This window comes from Acinetobacter sp. NIPH 1852 (assembly GCF_022549455.1).
Lineage (GTDB): Bacteria > Pseudomonadota > Gammaproteobacteria > Pseudomonadales > Moraxellaceae > Acinetobacter.
In genome coordinates this window covers 21561-39122 of the sequence record NZ_JAKZGG010000016.1, presented here as the reverse complement: position 1 = coordinate 39122, position 17562 = coordinate 21561, and the positions used below count along the sequence as shown (strand labels likewise).

The 17562-nt window shown below is 40.8% G+C and carries 20 protein-coding genes; 17 read left to right on the top strand and 3 right to left on the bottom strand.

All coding sequences use genetic code 11. The features are described from left to right. Window position 1: 1 nt before the first annotated feature. The 5 genes from panB to yjgA are packed head-to-tail and all read left to right on the top strand — an operon-like array spanning window position 2 to window position 3349. Window positions 2–811 (top strand): 3-methyl-2-oxobutanoate hydroxymethyltransferase, encoded by an 810-nt coding sequence (panB, locus tag MMO38_RS12745; protein ID WP_241323766.1) that lies wholly within the window; start codon window positions 2–4, stop codon window positions 809–811. Window positions 812–814: 3 nt separating this feature from the next. Continuing rightward, a complete protein-coding gene (gene panC / locus MMO38_RS12740) occupies window positions 815–1660 on the top strand; it encodes a pantoate--beta-alanine ligase (protein WP_004672504.1) in 846 nt (281 codons plus the stop codon). Between the two features lie 29 nt (window positions 1661–1689). Beyond that, on the top strand, window positions 1690–2541 hold the full coding sequence (gene rapZ / locus MMO38_RS12735) for an RNase adapter RapZ (protein WP_004672505.1): 852 nt from the start codon (window positions 1690–1692) through the stop codon (window positions 2539–2541). Beyond that, complete coding sequence (locus tag MMO38_RS12730) at window positions 2538–2807, top strand: HPr family phosphocarrier protein (protein ID WP_005198445.1); 270 nt, start codon at window positions 2538–2540, stop codon at window positions 2805–2807. The genes rapZ and MMO38_RS12730 overlap by 4 nt, the downstream gene beginning before the upstream one ends. A gap of 2 nt (window positions 2808–2809) precedes the next feature. Further along, window positions 2810–3349 (top strand): ribosome biogenesis factor YjgA, encoded by a 540-nt coding sequence (gene yjgA / locus MMO38_RS12725; protein ID WP_241323765.1) that lies wholly within the window; start codon window positions 2810–2812, stop codon window positions 3347–3349. A gap of 43 nt (window positions 3350–3392) precedes the next feature. On the opposite strand, the gene MMO38_RS12720 is transcribed toward yjgA, so the two are convergent. Further along, window positions 3393–5036 (bottom strand): acyl-CoA synthetase, encoded by a 1644-nt coding sequence (locus tag MMO38_RS12720; RefSeq protein WP_241323764.1) that lies wholly within the window; start codon window positions 5034–5036, stop codon window positions 3393–3395. A gap of 266 nt (window positions 5037–5302) precedes the next feature. Between MMO38_RS12720 and thrS the strand changes: the two genes are divergently transcribed. The 9 genes from thrS (at window position 5303) to MMO38_RS12675 (ending at window position 12071) form a co-directional block, all read left to right on the top strand. Continuing rightward, window positions 5303–7225: a threonine--tRNA ligase gene (thrS, locus tag MMO38_RS12715; protein WP_241323763.1), complete on the top strand. Its 1923-nt coding sequence runs from the start codon at window positions 5303–5305 to the stop codon at window positions 7223–7225. Window positions 7226–7230: 5 nt separating this feature from the next. Further along, the gene (gene infC / locus MMO38_RS12710; protein ID WP_081398967.1) at window positions 7231–7782 is read left to right on the top strand and encodes a translation initiation factor IF-3; all 552 of its coding nucleotides are present in this window, start codon (window positions 7231–7233) and stop codon (window positions 7780–7782) included. Window positions 7783–7915: 133 nt separating this feature from the next. Next, window positions 7916–8233 (top strand): hypothetical protein, encoded by a 318-nt coding sequence (locus tag MMO38_RS12705; RefSeq protein ID WP_241323762.1) that lies wholly within the window; start codon window positions 7916–7918, stop codon window positions 8231–8233. Between the two features lie 130 nt (window positions 8234–8363). Next, on the top strand, window positions 8364–8984 hold the full coding sequence (locus tag MMO38_RS12700) for a glutathione S-transferase N-terminal domain-containing protein (RefSeq protein ID WP_241323761.1): 621 nt from the start codon (window positions 8364–8366) through the stop codon (window positions 8982–8984). A 347-nt stretch (window positions 8985–9331) separates the two neighbouring features. Further along, complete coding sequence (locus tag MMO38_RS12695; protein WP_241323760.1) at window positions 9332–10183, top strand: arylamine N-acetyltransferase; 852 nt, start codon at window positions 9332–9334, stop codon at window positions 10181–10183. 59 nt (window positions 10184–10242) lie between these two features. Then, entirely contained in the window at window positions 10243–10671 is a 429-nt protein-coding gene (locus MMO38_RS12690; protein WP_241323759.1) for a YqaA family protein, read from the top strand. Between the two features lie 198 nt (window positions 10672–10869). Then, a complete protein-coding gene (rpmI, locus tag MMO38_RS12685) occupies window positions 10870–11064 on the top strand; it encodes a 50S ribosomal protein L35 (protein WP_004672526.1) in 195 nt (64 codons plus the stop codon). Between the two features lie 11 nt (window positions 11065–11075). Then, the gene (rplT, locus tag MMO38_RS12680; RefSeq protein WP_004664213.1) at window positions 11076–11435 is read left to right on the top strand and encodes a 50S ribosomal protein L20; all 360 of its coding nucleotides are present in this window, start codon (window positions 11076–11078) and stop codon (window positions 11433–11435) included. Between the two features lie 255 nt (window positions 11436–11690). Then, window positions 11691–12071: a hypothetical protein gene (locus tag MMO38_RS12675; protein WP_004672528.1), complete on the top strand. Its 381-nt coding sequence runs from the start codon at window positions 11691–11693 to the stop codon at window positions 12069–12071. Here the strand turns inward: MMO38_RS12675 and MMO38_RS12670 are convergent. Continuing rightward, entirely contained in the window at window positions 12068–13060 is a 993-nt protein-coding gene (locus tag MMO38_RS12670; protein WP_241323795.1) for a hypothetical protein, read from the bottom strand. The two genes, MMO38_RS12675 and MMO38_RS12670, sit on opposite strands and share 4 nt — an antisense overlap. Before the next feature lie 156 nt (window positions 13061–13216). Here MMO38_RS12670 and pheS point away from each other — a divergent pair, with 156 nt between their 5' ends. Genes pheS through MMO38_RS12655 form a run of 3 tightly spaced genes read left to right on the top strand, consistent with a single transcriptional unit; the run spans window position 13217 to window position 16904 of the window. Continuing rightward, entirely contained in the window at window positions 13217–14197 is a 981-nt protein-coding gene (gene pheS, locus MMO38_RS12665) for a phenylalanine--tRNA ligase subunit alpha (RefSeq protein WP_004672532.1), read from the top strand. A gap of 32 nt (window positions 14198–14229) precedes the next feature. Continuing rightward, window positions 14230–16611: a phenylalanine--tRNA ligase subunit beta gene (pheT, locus tag MMO38_RS12660; RefSeq protein ID WP_241323758.1), complete on the top strand. Its 2382-nt coding sequence runs from the start codon at window positions 14230–14232 to the stop codon at window positions 16609–16611. Next, on the top strand, window positions 16608–16904 hold the full coding sequence (locus tag MMO38_RS12655; RefSeq protein ID WP_000126166.1) for an integration host factor subunit alpha: 297 nt from the start codon (window positions 16608–16610) through the stop codon (window positions 16902–16904). Before pheT ends, MMO38_RS12655 begins: the two co-directional genes overlap by 4 nt. A gap of 101 nt (window positions 16905–17005) precedes the next feature. Here MMO38_RS12655 and MMO38_RS12650 read toward each other — a convergent pair whose 3' ends face one another. After that, window positions 17006–17236 (bottom strand): hypothetical protein, encoded by a 231-nt coding sequence (locus tag MMO38_RS12650; RefSeq protein ID WP_004672536.1) that lies wholly within the window; start codon window positions 17234–17236, stop codon window positions 17006–17008. Window positions 17237–17562: the final 326 nt, after the last annotated feature.

Sequence of the window (17562 nt, the reverse complement as noted above, 5' to 3'; positions counted from 1 at the left end):
CATGATTAGTCTAAGTGACTTAAGAAAGTTTAAAGCCGAAGGACGCAAGTTTTCTTGCCTAACTTGCTACGATGCAAGCATGGCGAAAGCAATGGAGTTGGCTGAAATTGATACGATTTTAATCGGTGATTCTCTAGGGATGGCGATTCAAGGAAGAGATTCAACCCTTCCTGTCACAGTGGAAGATATGGCTTACCATACTGCGGCGGTACGTCGTGGCAATTCGCATGCCTTAATCATGACTGATTTGCCATTTATGAGCTATGCGACCGTTGAAGATGGTTTGAAAAATGCCAGAGCAGTCATGCAAGTTGGCGCACAAATGATCAAGATTGAAGGCGGGGCTTGGTTGAGTGAGTTGGTTCAAGTCTTGACCCGTAACGGCGTTCCTGTTTGTGTACATTTGGGCTTAACACCACAATCAGTACATGTATTTGGTGGTTATAAGCTTCAAGCAAGAACGCGCGAAGCGGCAGATCAATTGATTGCTGACTGCCAAGCGGTTGTGGATGCTGGTGCGGCTGTTTTATTGCTCGAATGTGTTCCTGCACAACTCGGTAAAGAAATTGCTGAATTATTCCCAAATACACCTGTGATTGGGATTGGTGCGGGCAATGAAACCGATGGGCAAGTACTCGTTGCACAAGACATGTTGGGCTTAACTTTTGGACGTGTTGCACGTTTTGTTCGTAATTTTATGAAAGAGCAGGCCGGTGAAACTGCTATTTTAGATGCATTTAAAGCGTATCATGCTGCAGTTCAAGATCAGTCTTTCCCTGCAAAAGAACATACTTTCCAAGTTGAGCTTTGATTCATGAAAACAGAAACAACGATACAAGGCTTAACTGCGTCGCTTGCACCTGCACGCAGTACAAAAAAAATGATAGGTTTCGTACCGACGATGGGAAATTTGCACGAAGGTCATTTGACTTTAGTGCGTGCTGCAAAAAAGATCTGTGATGTAGTGGTGGTCAGTATTTTTGTCAATCCAATTCAGTTTGGTGTGGGCGAAGATTTTGATAGTTATCCGCGTACTTTAGAGCAAGATAGTCGGCTATTGGCTGATGTGGGTTGCGATATTATTTTTGCACCTTCTGTTGAGCAAATGTATGGCAAGCATCCTCGTTTGACCAATATTCGTGTGAATCAAATCACCGAAGATTTATGCGGTCAGTCACGCCCAGGCCATTTTGATGGGGTCGCTGTGGTGGTCACTAAGTTGTTCAATATTGTGCAACCTGACTATGCCTTTTTTGGTGAAAAAGACTATCAGCAGTTGGCTGTGATTCGTCAGTTGGTTCAAGACTTAAACATGCCACTTGAAGTCATCGGTGTGCCGATTGTGCGCGCTGAAGATGGCTTGGCGCTAAGTTCACGCAATGGATATTTGTCTGAACAACAACGAGCTGTTGCACCTACAATTTATCAATCGTTAAAACAAGCTGAGCAACAATTGCATGAGGGACAAGCACTTTCACAAGTGTTAGCAAATGTCTCTGCTCAATTGACACACGCAGGGTTCATTGTGGATTATGTGGAAGCTCGACAAACCAACTTGCAACCTATTGAACAATTTGACCAAGATTTGGTTTTATTTATTGCTGCAAAACTAGGTTCAACGCGGTTGATTGATAATTTACAAATACATTTTAAAACTTAGAACTTGAAAAATAAAAAGGGCAAAATGCCATGAAGCGTATTCTTATCGTCACAGGACAATCTGGCTCAGGGAAATCCTCTGCATTACAAGTGCTTGAAGATCTGGGATATTATTGTATAGATAACTTACCTTTGGCATTGTTGCCTGAAATTGTAGCCAAACTGGATCGTGAAAATAATCTGGAACAACTCGCTTTAGGTGTCGATGTTCGAAGTACTCGTGCCGATATGCGAGACTTCGATCAAGTTTTTGACCAATTACAAAAACATGGTTCAGTGGATATTATTTACTTAACCACACAAGATCAAAATTTGATTGCGCGTTTTAGTGCATCAAGAAGACCGCATCCATTGGCCAATCGTTTTAATAGCCTGTTGCAATGTATACAGGAAGAAAAACAACTGTTAATTCCGATACAATTCCGCTCTACAGTGCATATTGATACCTCGGATAAAAGTGTCCATGATTTAAAGCATATTTTGTTGTCTAAACTTGGGCAATCGAATAATTTGATTGTTATTTTACAGTCCTTTGGTTATAAGCACGGTATTCCACTGGATGCTGATTATGTATTTGATGTACGTCATTTACCTAACCCGCATTGGGATTTAGAATTACGTCGTTTTTCTGGCTTGGATGAGCCAGTACGCCTTTTTTTAGAAAGTAGTCAGCAAACCAATGAAATGTTTGAAGATATTTATGCTTTCTTAGATAAATGGTTGCCTGCCTTTGCAGAGGGACATCGCCACTATATGACCATTTCAGTGGGATGTACTGGCGGGCAGCATCGTTCAGTTTATATTGTGGATAGACTCAAACAAGCCCTTGAGGCAAAATGGGCTGTCCAAATCTTACATAGAGAAATGAAGCACTGGTCATGATAGACACAACGATTGATGTAATTAATAAACTCGGCTTACACGCGCGCGCATCTGGTAAACTTATTGAGGTGACGACGAAGTTTCGTTCTTCTATCCAAATTGGTAAGGGCGATAAGTTGGTTGATGCAAAAAATATTATGTCGTTGTTGATGTTGGGCGCTGGTAAGGGCACCACATTAAGATTAGTCATTGAAGGTGCTGATGAAGAAAAGGCACTGGAAGAAATTCAATCGCTGTTCGCAGCAAAATTTTATGAGGCAGAGTAATAGTGTCACGTCGTACCCAGCAGCGTTATACCGATGAAGATTTTGAGTCATTAGAAGGGCGTGCAAGTAGAACTGAGCAAAAAAAAGCAGTACAGCGCATGGCTGCTTTGGGTGAACAACTGGCTCAATTGAATCCAAAACAGATTCAAAAATTGCCTGTCGATGAGCGTTTAATTGATGCACTGCTTGATGTACAAACGATTAGTTCATATGAAGCAAAACGTCGTCAGTTTCTACGAATTGGTAAATTATTGCGCAATGAAAATGAAACAACGATTTTATCTTATCTAACCCCACAGCAAGGTGCGAAGAAACAAGCACAGTTGTTACGTTGGGTCGATCGTATGATTGATCAGGGTGATCCAATCATTAATGAATTTAGTAAAGTCTATAATGCCTCTGAACGCCATACTTTACGCCAGCATGTACTGCGGATCCATCGTGATATTAAACGAGAAGTGAGTGAAGAAGAGTTTGCAGCCTCTAAGCTTAAATTGGTGAATTATGTACAGCAAGTGGCGTTGTTATCTGAACAAGGCTAAAAACCAAAAAGAAGTTTCATTTGAAACTTCTTTTTTTTTTGGATTAATTTCCAAACTCACCTGACGCACGTTGCTTAGCCCACTCGCGTAAAATAAATTTCTGTAATTTGCCTGTCGATGTCTTTGGAATTTCAGTAATCACGATATCTTTAGGAACTTTAAAGCGAGCAAGCTCTTTGTGACAGTGGGCAATGATCTCTTCCGTTGACGTAGATGCGCCTTGTTTTAATTCAATAAATGCACATGGTACTTCTTGCCAGCGAGGATCTGGCTTTGCCACCACAGCCGCAGTGAGTACTGCTGGGTGTCGATATAAAACGTCTTCAACTTCTAAAGATGAAATATTTTCGCCACCTGAAATGATAATATCTTTAGAGCGGTCGGTAATTTTGGCATAGCCATCCGGATGACAGACGGCTAAGTCACCGGTATGAAACCACCCTCCTTTAAACGCTTCTTCAGTGGCTTGTGGATTTTTCAAATAACCTTTCATGACGATATTGCCACGGAACATAATTTCTCCCATGGTCTCGCCATCATTCGGTACAGGTTGCATGGTCTCGGGATCAAGTACACGCATACTGTCTTGCAACGGATATGGCACACCTTGACGGGAATGAAGCTGAGCTTGTTCTTGAATAGATAAATCACTCCAGCCTGCTTGCGCTGCGCAAAGTGCCGAAGGGCCATAGGTCTCGGTTAAACCATACACATGATTGACATTGATGCCGATATGATGCATCCCTTCAATGATGGCAACGGGAGGGGCGGCACCAGCGACCATGACTTCAACATGGTGTTCAAATGCTATTTTTTGTTCTTGAGGTGCGTTGATCAACATGGATAAAACAATCGGCGCACCACAGAAATAATCAACTTTATGCTTGGCGATATATTTAAAGACCAGCGTTGGATCAACACGGCGTAAGCAAATATTAGTACCACCACTGGCTGCAATTGACCATGCAAAACACCAACCATTGCAGTGAAATAGGGGGAGTGTCCATAGATACACCGCGCGTGGTTTCATCCCACAAGCTAAAATATTACTTGCAGCATTGAGGTAGGCTCCTCGATGGTGATAGACCACACCTTTTGGATTACCCGTTGTGCCTGAGGTGTAATTTAGGCTGATCGCATCCCATTCATCTTGAGGTAAGTACCATTCAAACTCAGGATCACCTTGGGCGATCCAAGATTCATATTCGTATTGTCCAATCGCAATTTGCTCACCATCGAATTCGGCATCAAATACGTCAATTACAATAATTTCTTGTGCAATAAGTGCAAGTGCTTCTTCAGCGATTGGGCGAAATTCTGGATCGACCAATAGGACTTTTGCCTCAGCATGTTCAAGCATAAAGGCAATGGTTTTTGCATCAAGGCGAGTGTTTAAGGTATTTAAAACCGCACCGACCATCGGTACAGCAAAATGTGCTTCAATCATGGCCGGAATATTGGGTAATAACACCGAGACGGTATCATTTTTCTGAATGCCTAATTTTTCGAGTTGATGGGCGAATTGACGGCAGCGTTGATAGGTTTGTTTCCATGTAATATGACGTTCACCATGAATAATCGCAGCTTGATTTGGATAAATATAGGCGGCACGCTCTAAATAGCGTAGTGGTGATAGGGCTACGAAGTTTGCGGGTGTTTGTGGTAACTCATCATATGCACTAACCATGTGTATTGCTCCGTGAATGTTATTGTCATCTTTAACTAGATCAACATAGTGTTTAGTTCAATCTAAATCATTTAGGCTTTAGTCGGAGAGAAAACCTTGAATGAACTTGGGTTTTTATGACACAAAGGTTTCATCCTAGCCTAAACCTGTGTAAAATCTTCGATACTTTTTATCCGCCGTTTTTTATCTTTTGGGGTTTACCTCAATACATAATCTCGCGGTGATATGCTCCTTCGTAGAGGGCATCACTCCTTAAGGATTTTATTATGCCAATCATTACTTTACCAAATGGTGATCAGAAACAATTTGATCAGCCGATATCCGTGATGGAACTTGCTCAAAGTATTGGGCCGGGTCTTGCAAAAAATACCGTTGCGGGACGTATCAATGATCGTTTGGTGGATGCTTCTGATCTCATCACAGAAGATGCAACAGTTCAAATTATTACGCCTAAAGATGAAGATGGTTTAGAAATCATTCGTCATTCATGCGCACACCTCGTTGGACATGCTGTTAAGCAATTGTTCCCAGAAGCGAAAATGGTAATTGGCCCTGTTATTGAAGAAGGCTTTTATTACGATATCTGGATGCCACGTCCTTTTACTTTGGATGATATGGCTGCGATTGAAGCGCGCATGAAACAGCTCATCGATCAAGATTACGACGTTATTAAGAAAATGACGCCACGTGATGAAGTGATTGCTGAGTTCACTGCACGTGGCGAAGAATACAAATTACGCTTGATCTCAGACATGCCAAATGAAACGCAAATGGGCTTGTACTATCATCAAGATTATTTGGATATGTGCCGTGGTCCGCACGTACCAAACACTAAATTTTTAAAATCATTCAAGCTCACTAAAATCTCTGGTGCTTACTGGCGTGGTGATGCGAAAAATGAACAGCTACAACGTATCTATGGTACAGCTTGGGCTGATAAGAAACAGTTAGCTGCCTATATTAAACGTATTGAAGAAGCTGAAAAGCGTGACCATCGTAAAATTGGTAAAGCTCTAGACTTGTTCCACATGCAAGAAGAAGCACCGGGTATGGTGTTCTGGCATCCGAACGGCTGGACCATTTACCAAGTGCTTGAACAATACATGCGTAAAGTTCAGCAAGACAACGGTTACCAAGAGATCAAGACACCACAAATTGTTGATTTTAGCTTGTGGGAAAAATCTGGACATGCGGCAAACTATGCTGAAAACATGTTTACGACGCACTCAGAAAGTCGTAACTATGCAGTGAAGCCAATGAACTGCCCATGTCACGTACAGGTCTTTAACCAAGGCTTAAAATCTTACCGTGATTTACCAATTCGTTTGGCTGAGTTTGGTTCTTGTCACCGTAATGAGCCATCGGGTTCTTTACACGGTATTATGCGTGTTCGTGGATTTACGCAAGACGACGCACATATTTTCTGTACCAAAGAGCAAATTGGTAAGGAAGTCGCTGACTTTATTAAACTGACTTTAGATGTTTATAAAGATTTTGGCTTTGAAGAAGTGCAAATGAAATTGTCAACACGTCCAGAAAAGCGTGTTGGTGATGATGCACTTTGGGACATCGCTGAGAAATCTTTGGCAGATGCACTGGATGATGCTGGCTTGGCTTGGGACTTGCAACCTGGTGAAGGGGCATTTTATGGTCCGAAAATTGAATTTTCATTGAAAGATTGCTTAGGTCGTGTATGGCAATGCGGTACAATCCAGTGTGATTTCAACTTGCCGATTCGTTTAGATGCCTCTTATGTCACAGAAGATAACGATCGTGATCAACCAGTCATGTTACATCGTGCAATTCTTGGCAGTTTCGAGCGTTTTATTGGTATACTAATTGAACACTACGCTGGTTTCATGCCACCTTGGCTTGCTCCTATTCAAGCTTGTGTAATGAATATTACCGATTCACAAGCTGAAGCATGCGAACAAGTGGTTGCAAAACTCAAAGAAAATGGTCTTCGTACTATTTCTGACTTGAGAAATGAAAAAATCGGATTTAAGATTCGTGAGCGTACCCTAGAGCGTATTCCTTATCTTTTGGTTCTTGGTGATCGAGAAGTTGAAGAAGGTACCGTAAACGTGCGTACTCGCTCAGGAAAAAATTTAGGTACTATGTCAATCGATGCATTTGTTGACTTAGTGAAATCTGCCGTCGCCGAACGTGGCCGGTACATTGTGGAGTAATAAAGATTAAACAGCCTGACCGTAACCAACAACAAGGTGCTAAAAGTAACCGTCCTGCCATTAACGATGAGATTCGTGCAAAAGAAGTACGTCTTGTCGCAGCTGATGGTGAACAAAAAGGGGTCGTTTCATTAACTGAAGCGTTGCGTGCTGCTGAAGAAGCGCATCTTGACCTTGTTGAGATTGTTGCTAATGCAGAACCACCTGTTTGTAAAATCATGGATTACAACAAGCACTTGTTTGACCTAAAGCAAAAGCAAAAAGATGCGAAGAAGAAACAGCATCAAGTGCAAGTGAAAGAAATCAAGTTACGTCCTGCAACGGATGTGGGTGATTATCAGATAAAATTGCGTGCAATTTTACGTTTCCTTGAAGAAGGAAATAAAGTGAAAATCACCTTGCGTTTCCGTGGTCGTGAGATGGCACATCAACAGCTTGGTTTGGTTCAGTTGCAAAAAATTGAAGCTGATGTGGCTGATTTTGGTGTCATTGAACAAGCACCAAAAATGGAAGGCCGTCAAATGGGCATGTTATTAGGCCCGAAAAAGAAAAAGTAATTTTTCTTGATAAAAAAGCACCGCAATAAGCGGTGCTTTTTTTTGCAATTTTTTTAAATGCAGTCGCGCGCATCATTAAATATCATGTTAAATTTACTTGAATATTAAACTATTTTTATAGGGGCACATGCGAATGTCTACAATAAATGGTACACATGAATTATCTGAAATAAATCAAAAAGTGGTACAGGATGGAGAGGTTCTGCCGCAAGTCAGATTAAAAGATGGTAGTCAGGTTCAAACAGGAACTGTGGCAACCATGTTGCATAACATTAGTTTATATAATGCGGGTGCGCGTGGTGAGGTCGAGCAGGAATTAGTACTAGCTATTCCAACTTTAGTTAAAGTTGGGTTGTTCGACTTATTTTCAGTGGAAGAATGGATCAATGGCGAAAATGCAGGACGACGATTTTTAGGTGAAAAAGCCAAAGCATACTTGGCAAGCCAGTAGTTTTTCTTTCATCAGCTCATTGAAAAGATGTATTTTATTGTTTTGTTTCGTACATGACTAATACGGAGTGAGGATGAAATATGCTATAACGCGATAAACAGTCATGATAACGATGAATAGGATAATATAAATGATTGACTTATATTATTGGGGTACACCCAACGGGCATAAAATAACAATTGCTTTAGAAGAAATGGGACTTGCATATCAAATTTTTCCCATCAATATTTTAGAGAATGATCAGTTTCAACCAGATTTTTTAAAGATTTCTCCGAATAATAAAATTCCTGCGATTGTTGATCAGAATGGACCGAGGGGTGAACCAATTTCAGTATTTGAATCAGGTGCAATTTTGCAATATCTAGGTCGTAAGACGGGATTATTTTACCCAAGTGATGAGCAAGAACGTGTCGAAGTTGAGCAATGGTTGATGTGGCAAATGGGTGGATTCGGGCCTATGCTTGGTCAGAATCATCATTTTAATAAGTTTGCTGCTGAGCGTATTCCCTATGCGATTGATCGTTATATCAATGAAACTAAACGTCTCTATGGGGTGTTGAATAAACAGTTGGTTGGTCAGAAATTTGTTGCGGGAGAATATTCAATTGCGGATATGGCGATTTTACCTTGGGCATTACGCTATGAATGGCAAGGTATTCAACTCGAAGATTATCCTTATGTGAAAGATTATATTGAGCGCTTAACCGCTCGTCCTGCGATCCAAAAAGCCTTGTCAATAAAAGTTGGATGAATCCGGGCATGGGAAGGCACAGCTATTTTAAGCATTGGGCAATTGCAATGGGATTGCTCTTCATCACAGCAATCCTTTGCGCTCAGCTGCAAAAGCTATATTCAGAGACTCATTTAGCGATCTTGGTTTTTGCTTTGATTGGTGTTTTAGGGCTTTTATTTCCCCATTTCTTTTCTCAATCCTTACTTATGTTTTTCGATCTAAGACAGCTCGGATGAAGAATTAGACATTTCAAAAAGAATGTTCTAATCAGGGTGTGAATGACTCTTTTATAGTTGTGTAATTTTTAAACTAAAATTGGCTTGATCATTATAGGATAGTTTAATCATAAAAAAGTATAGTCAGTCATGAAGCAAATAATTTCAACACGTTATTTAAATAAGCTTGGTTTTGAAGGGGACTTCACACCGACGCAGGATCATCTAAAGACATTATTAAGCTTGCATGTGCAGCACATTCCTTTTGGTAATATTGCTTCTTTTTTGGGAGAAGAAGTTTCATTAGAACCTGATCGACTTGTTCAGAAGTTATTAATTGAAAATCGGGAAGGGTATTGTTTAGAGCATAGTTCTTTAACCAAAATCGCGTTAACTGAATTGGGATATGAAGCCTATAACGTATTAGGTCGAGTTTATTATCAAGGTATCCCAACAACTGTACCAGTCCGGACGCACTTGGTAACACTGGTTCGACTTGATCAACAATTATTTTTATATGATCCAGGGTTTGGTGGCATGACACCGACAACAATTCTATCTTTAGATCGCATCGGGGAAATGCAGCCAACGCCATTAGAGCCTTTCAGATTCGTTGATATTGCAGCGTGTGGAATCGATACTTCACTGCTGACGGATATGAAATATATGTTGCAAGTTTTTCTGCATGATGAATGGGTTAATGTCTATGCCATTAATCCTGAGCAAAAGATTGCCCCAGCCGATGCTATGATTGCAAATTGGTATATATCAACATCCCCGGAATCCATGTTTACACAGCATTTGATGTTGTTCACTGCCAATTCGGATGCCAGAATGACGTTAAAGGATCGTGTATTAAGAATACATGCTAAACAGAAGTCAGATAAAAAAATTCTATCCACTTTTAATGATTTTGAGGAAACAATAAAAACTGTTTTTCAGATTGAGATGAATCAGGAGAAACTTCAACAGGTGTGGGATAAACTCGCTTTGATTGAATAGTTTTAGATGGTATTGTCTGGACATTGTTTTGATCTTTGTTTGAGTGCCTCTACACACTGATGTCCTATTTTTTATTATTCCTCTCTGCTTTTGGAGCAGCAACGTTACTCCCGTTGCAGTCAGAAGCAGTCTTAATGACGCTGTTGATACAAGGTCTTTCAAATCCCTTTTATTTACTTCTCGTAGCAACCATTGGTAATGTACTAGGTTCATGTGTGAATTGGTGGTTGGGGCTAAAAATAGAACATTTTAAAGATAAAAAATGGTTTCCCGTTTCTAAGCCTCGTTTAGAACAAGCCCAGCAGATTTATCATAAATATGGTTTTTATTCCTTACTTTTGAGTTGGGTGCCTGTGATTGGTGATCCCATCACCATGATTTCAGGCATAATGAAAGAAAGGTTTGGACGGTTTTTATTGATTGTGACGATTGCCAAAGGTGGGCGTTATCTATTTATGTATGCGCTATATATCGGGTTGTTTAGCTGAATATCTTAGTCCCTAAGGTTATTGAGTGGAATTTTGAGGACTTTATCAAATCTGTAAATGCTCTCGAATGTTCAGCTTTGAACCCATAATTTTTGCTTTAGTTTTAAGCAAAAATACTATATGATACTGCCTCCCTTACCTGCAGGTCGTTTTTGCAATGGTGCAAACGTTCCGAACAGGTGTTCAAAAGAGGTTGTTATGCCTAAGATGAAAACTCGCCGTGGAGCAGCTAAACGCTTTAAAGCGACTGCTAACGGTATTAAGCGTAAACAAGCGTTCAAACGCCACATTTTGACCAAAAAATCTGCTAAGCGTATTCGTCAATTGCGCGGCTGTGTAATGGTTCACGTAAGTGATGTTGCATCAGTTCGTCGTATGTGCCCATACATCTAAGGAGATTATAAATGGCTCGTGTAAAACGTGGTGTAGTGGCTCATCGTCGTCACAAAAAAATTCTTGCTCGCGCTAAAGGTTACTATGGTGCTCGTTCACGCGTTTATCGCGTAGCGTTCCAAGCAGTAATCAAAGCTGGTCAATATGCTTACCGTGACCGCCGTCAGAAGAAACGTCAATTCCGTGCTTTATGGATTGCGCGTATCAATGCTGGTGCTCGTCTTAACGGTTTGTCTTATAGCCGCATGATTGATGGCTTGAAAAAAGCTCAAGTAATCATCGACCGTCGTGTATTAGCTGACATCGCTATGCATGATGCAGTTGCATTTGCTGCTTTAGCTGAAAAAGCTAAAGGTGCATTAGCTGCATAAGCTTAGAGATTCAAAAAAGACCGCTTTTTAGCGGTCTTTTTTATTTCCTTCCTATAATTATTAGTACCGACAAAATTGTGGTAATAAGCAATAAAAACTTGGCAATCTCATATCTCTGAATCAATAAAAATAAACCATATAATATAATTAAGAGTATGGCTAAGACGATGAGTGGTGTGGTTAGTGTCCGCCAACCAGAAATGGTTTCAGATTCTGGCGAAGTGGTATTTTCGATAACTAATGATGGATTAAAACGTGCGTAGACAATATCACTTTAGACAAGTTGGCGAGGATACACATATTTGGGATGTACATCAGCTCGTTGAGCTGACAAAAACGTGTATTGCCAAGAAAGTTCAACTGGTTGATATTCAGGAACTCAACGAAGCCTATTGGTTTCCAGATCAGTATCCGACGACACAGCAAATCATTGAGCATTTTCAATTAGTTCAGGATGCAGATCTCAGTTATCCGATTATCTTGTGTGCTGAGGGGCGAGTCATGGATGGGATGCATCGTGTTGCTAAAGCAAGCTTACTTAAGCAAACTGAGATTCTAGCGGTACGATTTGAGCAAACCCCTGAGCCAGACTTCATCAATATTGACGAAGATGAGCTGGATTACACTGAATATTAAAGCCCAAAATAATAAGCCAAAATACAAATTACAACGGTGATCAGCACCAGTTTAATGACGCTGGAGTGATTGGTCTTGTGTAGATTTCCTGATGCGGTTGGGACATCCATAGTCCGATCATAAGGTTCCATCGGCATGTCAAAATCAATATTTTTATAATGATTGGCAATCTTGCTGATGAGTCTACCAAATACATCGTCGGTTTTTTTAACAAAATTGCGTAAATTAATTTGTTCCTCTGGACTCAGAATTTCACCTTGGGTTGTATAAGGGTGATTGCAGCGCGAATGTAAGAAGTCAATCAAAGCAGACATGCGGTGTAATAAATGGTGTGCGGCATCTGCTTGATGGGTTGTTGGAATAATAGCTAAGACCGTTTTATCTAAATGGCTCTGTTCAAGTTCATATCCATAAAAAGGTAGGTCGACTTGTTCTGGTTCTAAGAAATCTTCAGCACATTGATGATTAAAAATTTCACTTTCAATGTACTTTTCTATTTCTTGCCAATCATTGACTTTTAAGTCTAATGTGACTTTTTTAGTTAGTTTCTCATTGAGTGGATAACGCCAAAAGATCTCTTGTCGGAGTTTAACTTGCTGCGCAGAAGGGGCGGTAAAGGGATGATCATGAGTGTACCATTCGGCAAGTTCGTGACCGCAAATCCATGCCGTTTTATTTTTGCCTTGATGACTGACAATAAAGTGAGCGTAGGGAAGTAATTCAACGTTTGGATTGGGGTTACTTTCTTCATTGAGAATGGTTGAATTATGTAGACTGAGTTTATCCACCCCTTGTTGTTTTAATGCCTCTAACCAAACTCGAAAATGTTGTGCCAAAAGCTGTTGAGATGCTAAATCACGAAAAACCAAATGATGTTGAGCAAAGATAGGATGGTTAACCCAATCATTCATATTTAAGTCTTGCTGTAAAAACTCATTGCCATAGGTGACAAGCGTCAATTGTGCTTTCCAAATTTGATCGAGCGCCATTGTTTTTACTCTTGGTTTTTTAGCGGTAATGGCGATTTTATCAAATTGTTGCGGTATATGTTTTTTCAATCGGCTTAATCTTCAAAAAACAGATAAAAAGCTGATAAACTATAGCGTTTTATTATATTTCTATAATTTGTTGCTTTGAGAGTTACTATGTCACTGGAAGCCCTGACCACTGAAGCGCTTGCTGCCATTGCAGCGGCTCAAGACCTTGCTGTACTCGATCAAGTACGAGTCCAATTTACAGGGAAGAAAAGCCAGCTTGCAGAACAGTCGAAAGCACTTGGAAAAATGGACCCTGAAGCGCGAAAAGTACAAGGTGCTGCGATCCATGCTGTTCGTGAAGCAATCAATGCTGCTTTGACTGAGCGCCAACAGACCTTACAACAAGCTGAACTTGCAAAAAAATTAGCAAGTGAAACGATTGATATTACTTTACCCGGTCGCGGTCAACGCATGGGGAGTATCCATCCTGTCACTCAAGTTCAAGAGCGTATTTGCCAATTCTTTACCAAAGCGGGTTTCCAAGTCGCACATGGTCCTGAGGTTGAAGACGATTATCATAACTTTGAAGCGCTAAATATTCCGGGTCATCATCCAGCACGTGCGATGCACGATACTTTCTATTTTGATGCGACACATCTACTTCGTACCCATACATCGGGTGTGCAAATCCGTACCATGGAAACAAATCAGCCGCCTATTCGTATTGTGTGTCCGGGTCGTGTCTATCGTTGTGACTCCGATCAGACGCATTCTCCGATGTTCCATCAGATCGAAGGTTTATACGTTGCTGAAAATACAAGTTTTGCTGAGTTAAAAGGTTTATTAATTAACCTGCTGAATGAATTCTTTGAAAAAGACTTAAAAGTACGTTTCCGTCCCTCTTATTTTCCATTCACAGAGCCGAGTGCAGAAGTGGATATCATGGACGAGCGTGGTCGCTGGTTAGAAGTTTTAGGTTGTGGCATGGTACATCCAAATGTACTGCGTGCCGCAGGTATTGATCCTGATAAATACAAAGGCTTTGCTTTTGGTTTAGGGGTAGAGCGTTTTGCAATGTTGCGTTATGGCATCAATGATTTGCGTATGTTCTACCAAAACGACGTGCGTTTCTTACGCCAATTCGCCTAATAGTATTTCAGGATTAACAAAGGTTTATACAAATGAAAATTAGTGAAAATTGGCTGCGCACGTGGGTGAACCCTTCAATTGATAGCGAAGCACTGTCTGATCAACTCACCATGCTTGGTTTGGAGGTCGATGAGTTGGCGCCTGTAGCCAAACCATTTACTGGGGTTGTTGTGGGTGAGGTCGTTACGGTTGAGCAACATCCAGATGCGGATCGCTTACGTGTTACCACAGTAAATATTGGTTCAGATGAGTCATTACAGATCGTTTGCGGTGCGCCAAATGTTTGCGTAGGAATGAAAGCACCTGTAGCAACCATTGGTGCTGTGTTGCCTGGCGATTTTAAAATTAAAAAAGGCAAGCTACGTGGTGTGGAATCACAAGGTATGCTTTGCGGTGCTTCTGAAATTGATTTAGAAGATAAAATTGATGGTTTATTGGCATTACCAGCTGATGCACCTGTCGGGATGAATATCCGTGACTATCTCAAACTCGATGACAATGTAATCGATATTAGCATCACACCAAACCGCGGCGACTGTTTTAGTATCCGTGGTATTGCGCGTGAAATCGCCGTGATTAATCAACTCAAAGTTAATGAACCTACAATTCAAGCCATTGCAGCAAGCATTTCAGATGAAAAATCAGTAGTGATTAGCACTGAAGGTACACCGCGCTATTTGGGTCGTATCATCAAAAATGTAAATGTAAAAGCAGCAACGCCTGAGTGGATGGAACAAGCGCTTACGCGTTCTGGTCTTCGCAGCCATAGTATTTTGGTCGATATCACTAATTATGTCTTACTTGAGTTGGGTCAACCGATGCATGCCTTTGACTTGGCGAAGATTGATGGTTCGATTCAGGTACGCCAAGCTCAGCCAAAAGAACAATTGACCTTGCTTAATGATCAACAAGTTGAACTGCAAGATGACATGATGGTGATTGCTGATGATCAAAAAGTATTGGCGATTGCTGGCATCATGGGTGGTTTAGATTCGTCGGTTACGGATGATACGCAAGATATCTTCCTTGAAAGTGCGTTCTTTGCACCTTTAGCGATTGCTGGTCGTGCACGTCGTTTTGGTTTGCATACCGATTCATCACAGCGCTATGAACGCGGTGTTGACTTTGAGTTGCCAATGATCGCAATGCATCGTGCTTCTGAGTTGATTCAGGCCTTTGCTGGTGGGGAATTTGGTCCAATTACAGTTGCTGAACAAGCTGAATTATTGCCAAAACGTGAAACAATTCAGTTAAAACAAAGTCAAGTTGATCAATTGTTAGGATATCAAGTTGCAGGTGATTTTATTGCGGATGCTTTGAGTCGCCTTGGTTGTGCTGTTGAGACCTTAGCTGAAGACCAGTGGTCTGTGACTCCGCCTTCGCATCGTTATGATATGGTGATTTATCAAGACCTGATTGAAGAGGTTGCCCGTATTCATGGTTATGACAATATTCAAATCAGTTTGCCACAAATTGATGTGAAGTTAAAAAAGTACCAAGATGGTTTTGATATTGCACAACTACGTCAAAGTGTTGCAACTTTGGGTTATCAGGAAGCGATTAGCTTTAGTTTTGCTGATGCGAAATTGGAAAAACAACTCAATCCAAATGTACAACCGCTCATGCTTGCGAATCCAATTTCAAGTGATTTGGCGGCAATGCGTAGCACACTGTTATCTAGTTTGATTCCTTGTGTGCAATATAACTTGAATCGTCAACAACATCGTGTTCGTTTCTTTGAGTTGGGTTTGCGTTTTGACTATCAAAATGCGCAAAATATTCATGACCTTAAGCAGATTCCAACATTGGCATTGATTGCAGTAGGCTCACAGGTACCTGAATCTTGGCATGCTAAGCCGACTGCAATGGATTTCTTTGATTTTAAAGGTGAAATTGAAGAAATTTTGGCGGCTGGACGTGTTAAGGTTGAGTTTGTTCGCACCGAGCGAGCGTGGTTGCATCCAGGGCAGTCTGCTGAAGTTCTGGTCGATGGGCAGTCAATCGGTTATTTAGGGCGTTTACATCCATCTTTGGAAAATGATTTGGATTTGGGTACGACTTGGGTTGCTGAGCTCGATCAGCAAGCAGTTTTGCAATCTTATGTATCTAATTTTACAGAATTATCACGTTTTCCATCAGTTAGACGTGATATTGCGCTTTTAATCTCTGATAAGATTGTGGTGAAAGATATTCAGCGCATGATTGAACAGACTGGGGGAGAGTTACTTGACTCTACATGGTTGTTCGATGTGTATACGGGGCAAGGAGTCGAACAAGGCAAACGTTCTTTAGCTTTCGCATTGTTATGGCAGCACCCAACTCGTACGCTTGAAGATGCTGAAATCAAATCTGGTATGGATAACATTATTCAAGTGTTGGAAAACACTTATCAAGCGACATTGAGGGCCTCATGACAGCATTAACAAAAGCAGATATGGCGGACCATTTAAGTGAACTCACGAGCTTAAATCGCCGTGAAGCAAAACAAATGGTCGAATTGTTTTTTGACGAAATTAGCCAAGCATTGATTGCGGGCGAACAAGTCAAACTCTCTGGGTTCGGGAATTTCGAGTTACGTGATAAGCGTGAGCGCCCTGGCCGTAATCCAAAGACGGGTGAGGAGATTCCGATTTCTGCTCGTCGAGTTGTGACCTTTAGAGCGGGTCAGAAATTTAGACAACGTGTTGGAAATGAGCAGATCGATTGATCTGCTTTTTTAAGTCTGAAACAATTTTAACTGACTTAAATAGATCTTCAGGCGTAAAAAAAGAGAACCAAAAGGTTCTCTTTTTTTAATCTAAAACTAGATTATTGAGCAACAGAAGCAGGAGCAGCAACTTCAGATGCAGCAGCAGCAACTTCAGCAGCAGCTTCAACAGTCGCTTCAGAAGCAGCAACAGTCGCTTCAGAAGCAGCAGCTACAGCTTCAGAAGCAGCAGCAGTTGCGTCAGTAGCAGCAGCTTCTTCTTTCTTAGAGCAACCAACAAAAGCTAAAGTAGTTGCAACAGCAGCAATAACAGCGAATTTTTTGAATAACATGGCATCACTCTCATAAAATTGTGAGATTAAAAAAAACCTGAGTTAGTCTGTTTGTGCTTTTATTATTCCTAAATATTTTAGGAAACAACGCAGGGAGCAGCCTAACTAGTCAGATGCTATCCTATCAAAGCAAATCATGAATTACTACTATTCTGTCTGGCAAAACGACAAAAATAGACAAAAATAGGTCATTTTTTGATAGAAAATAACTATGAAGGATCATTTGTGAATCGGTATTCTAGAGAGAAATAGCAGAACTTGTTTGTATTTAAGTATATAAATCAGATGGATAATGGTTTGCTATCAAAGAATAATCTAATTGTAAC

Coding starts and splice junctions, on each gene's coding strand:
- panB (WP_241323766.1), top strand. CDS start 2: ATGATTAGTCTAAGTGACTTAAGAAAGTTTAAAGCCGAAGGACGCAAG.
- panC (WP_004672504.1), top strand. CDS start 815: ATGAAAACAGAAACAACGATACAAGGCTTAACTGCGTCGCTTGCACCT.
- rapZ (WP_004672505.1), top strand. CDS start 1,690: ATGAAGCGTATTCTTATCGTCACAGGACAATCTGGCTCAGGGAAATCC.
- MMO38_RS12730 (WP_005198445.1), top strand. CDS start 2,538: ATGATAGACACAACGATTGATGTAATTAATAAACTCGGCTTACACGCG.
- MMO38_RS12720 (WP_241323764.1), bottom strand. CDS start 5,036: ATGGTTAGTGCATATGATGAGTTACCACAAACACCCGCAAACTTCGTA.
- thrS (WP_241323763.1), top strand. CDS start 5,303: ATGCCAATCATTACTTTACCAAATGGTGATCAGAAACAATTTGATCAG.
- MMO38_RS12705 (WP_241323762.1), top strand. CDS start 7,916: ATGTCTACAATAAATGGTACACATGAATTATCTGAAATAAATCAAAAA.
- MMO38_RS12700 (WP_241323761.1), top strand. CDS start 8,364: ATGATTGACTTATATTATTGGGGTACACCCAACGGGCATAAAATAACA.
- MMO38_RS12695 (WP_241323760.1), top strand. CDS start 9,332: ATGAAGCAAATAATTTCAACACGTTATTTAAATAAGCTTGGTTTTGAA.
- MMO38_RS12690 (WP_241323759.1), top strand. CDS start 10,243: ATGTCCTATTTTTTATTATTCCTCTCTGCTTTTGGAGCAGCAACGTTA.
- rpmI (WP_004672526.1), top strand. CDS start 10,870: ATGCCTAAGATGAAAACTCGCCGTGGAGCAGCTAAACGCTTTAAAGCG.
- rplT (WP_004664213.1), top strand. CDS start 11,076: ATGGCTCGTGTAAAACGTGGTGTAGTGGCTCATCGTCGTCACAAAAAA.
- MMO38_RS12670 (WP_241323795.1), bottom strand. CDS start 13,060: ATGGCGCTCGATCAAATTTGGAAAGCACAATTGACGCTTGTCACCTAT.
- pheS (WP_004672532.1), top strand. CDS start 13,217: ATGTCACTGGAAGCCCTGACCACTGAAGCGCTTGCTGCCATTGCAGCG.
- pheT (WP_241323758.1), top strand. CDS start 14,230: ATGAAAATTAGTGAAAATTGGCTGCGCACGTGGGTGAACCCTTCAATT.
- MMO38_RS12655 (WP_000126166.1), top strand. CDS start 16,608: ATGACAGCATTAACAAAAGCAGATATGGCGGACCATTTAAGTGAACTC.
- MMO38_RS12650 (WP_004672536.1), bottom strand. CDS start 17,236: ATGTTATTCAAAAAATTCGCTGTTATTGCTGCTGTTGCAACTACTTTA.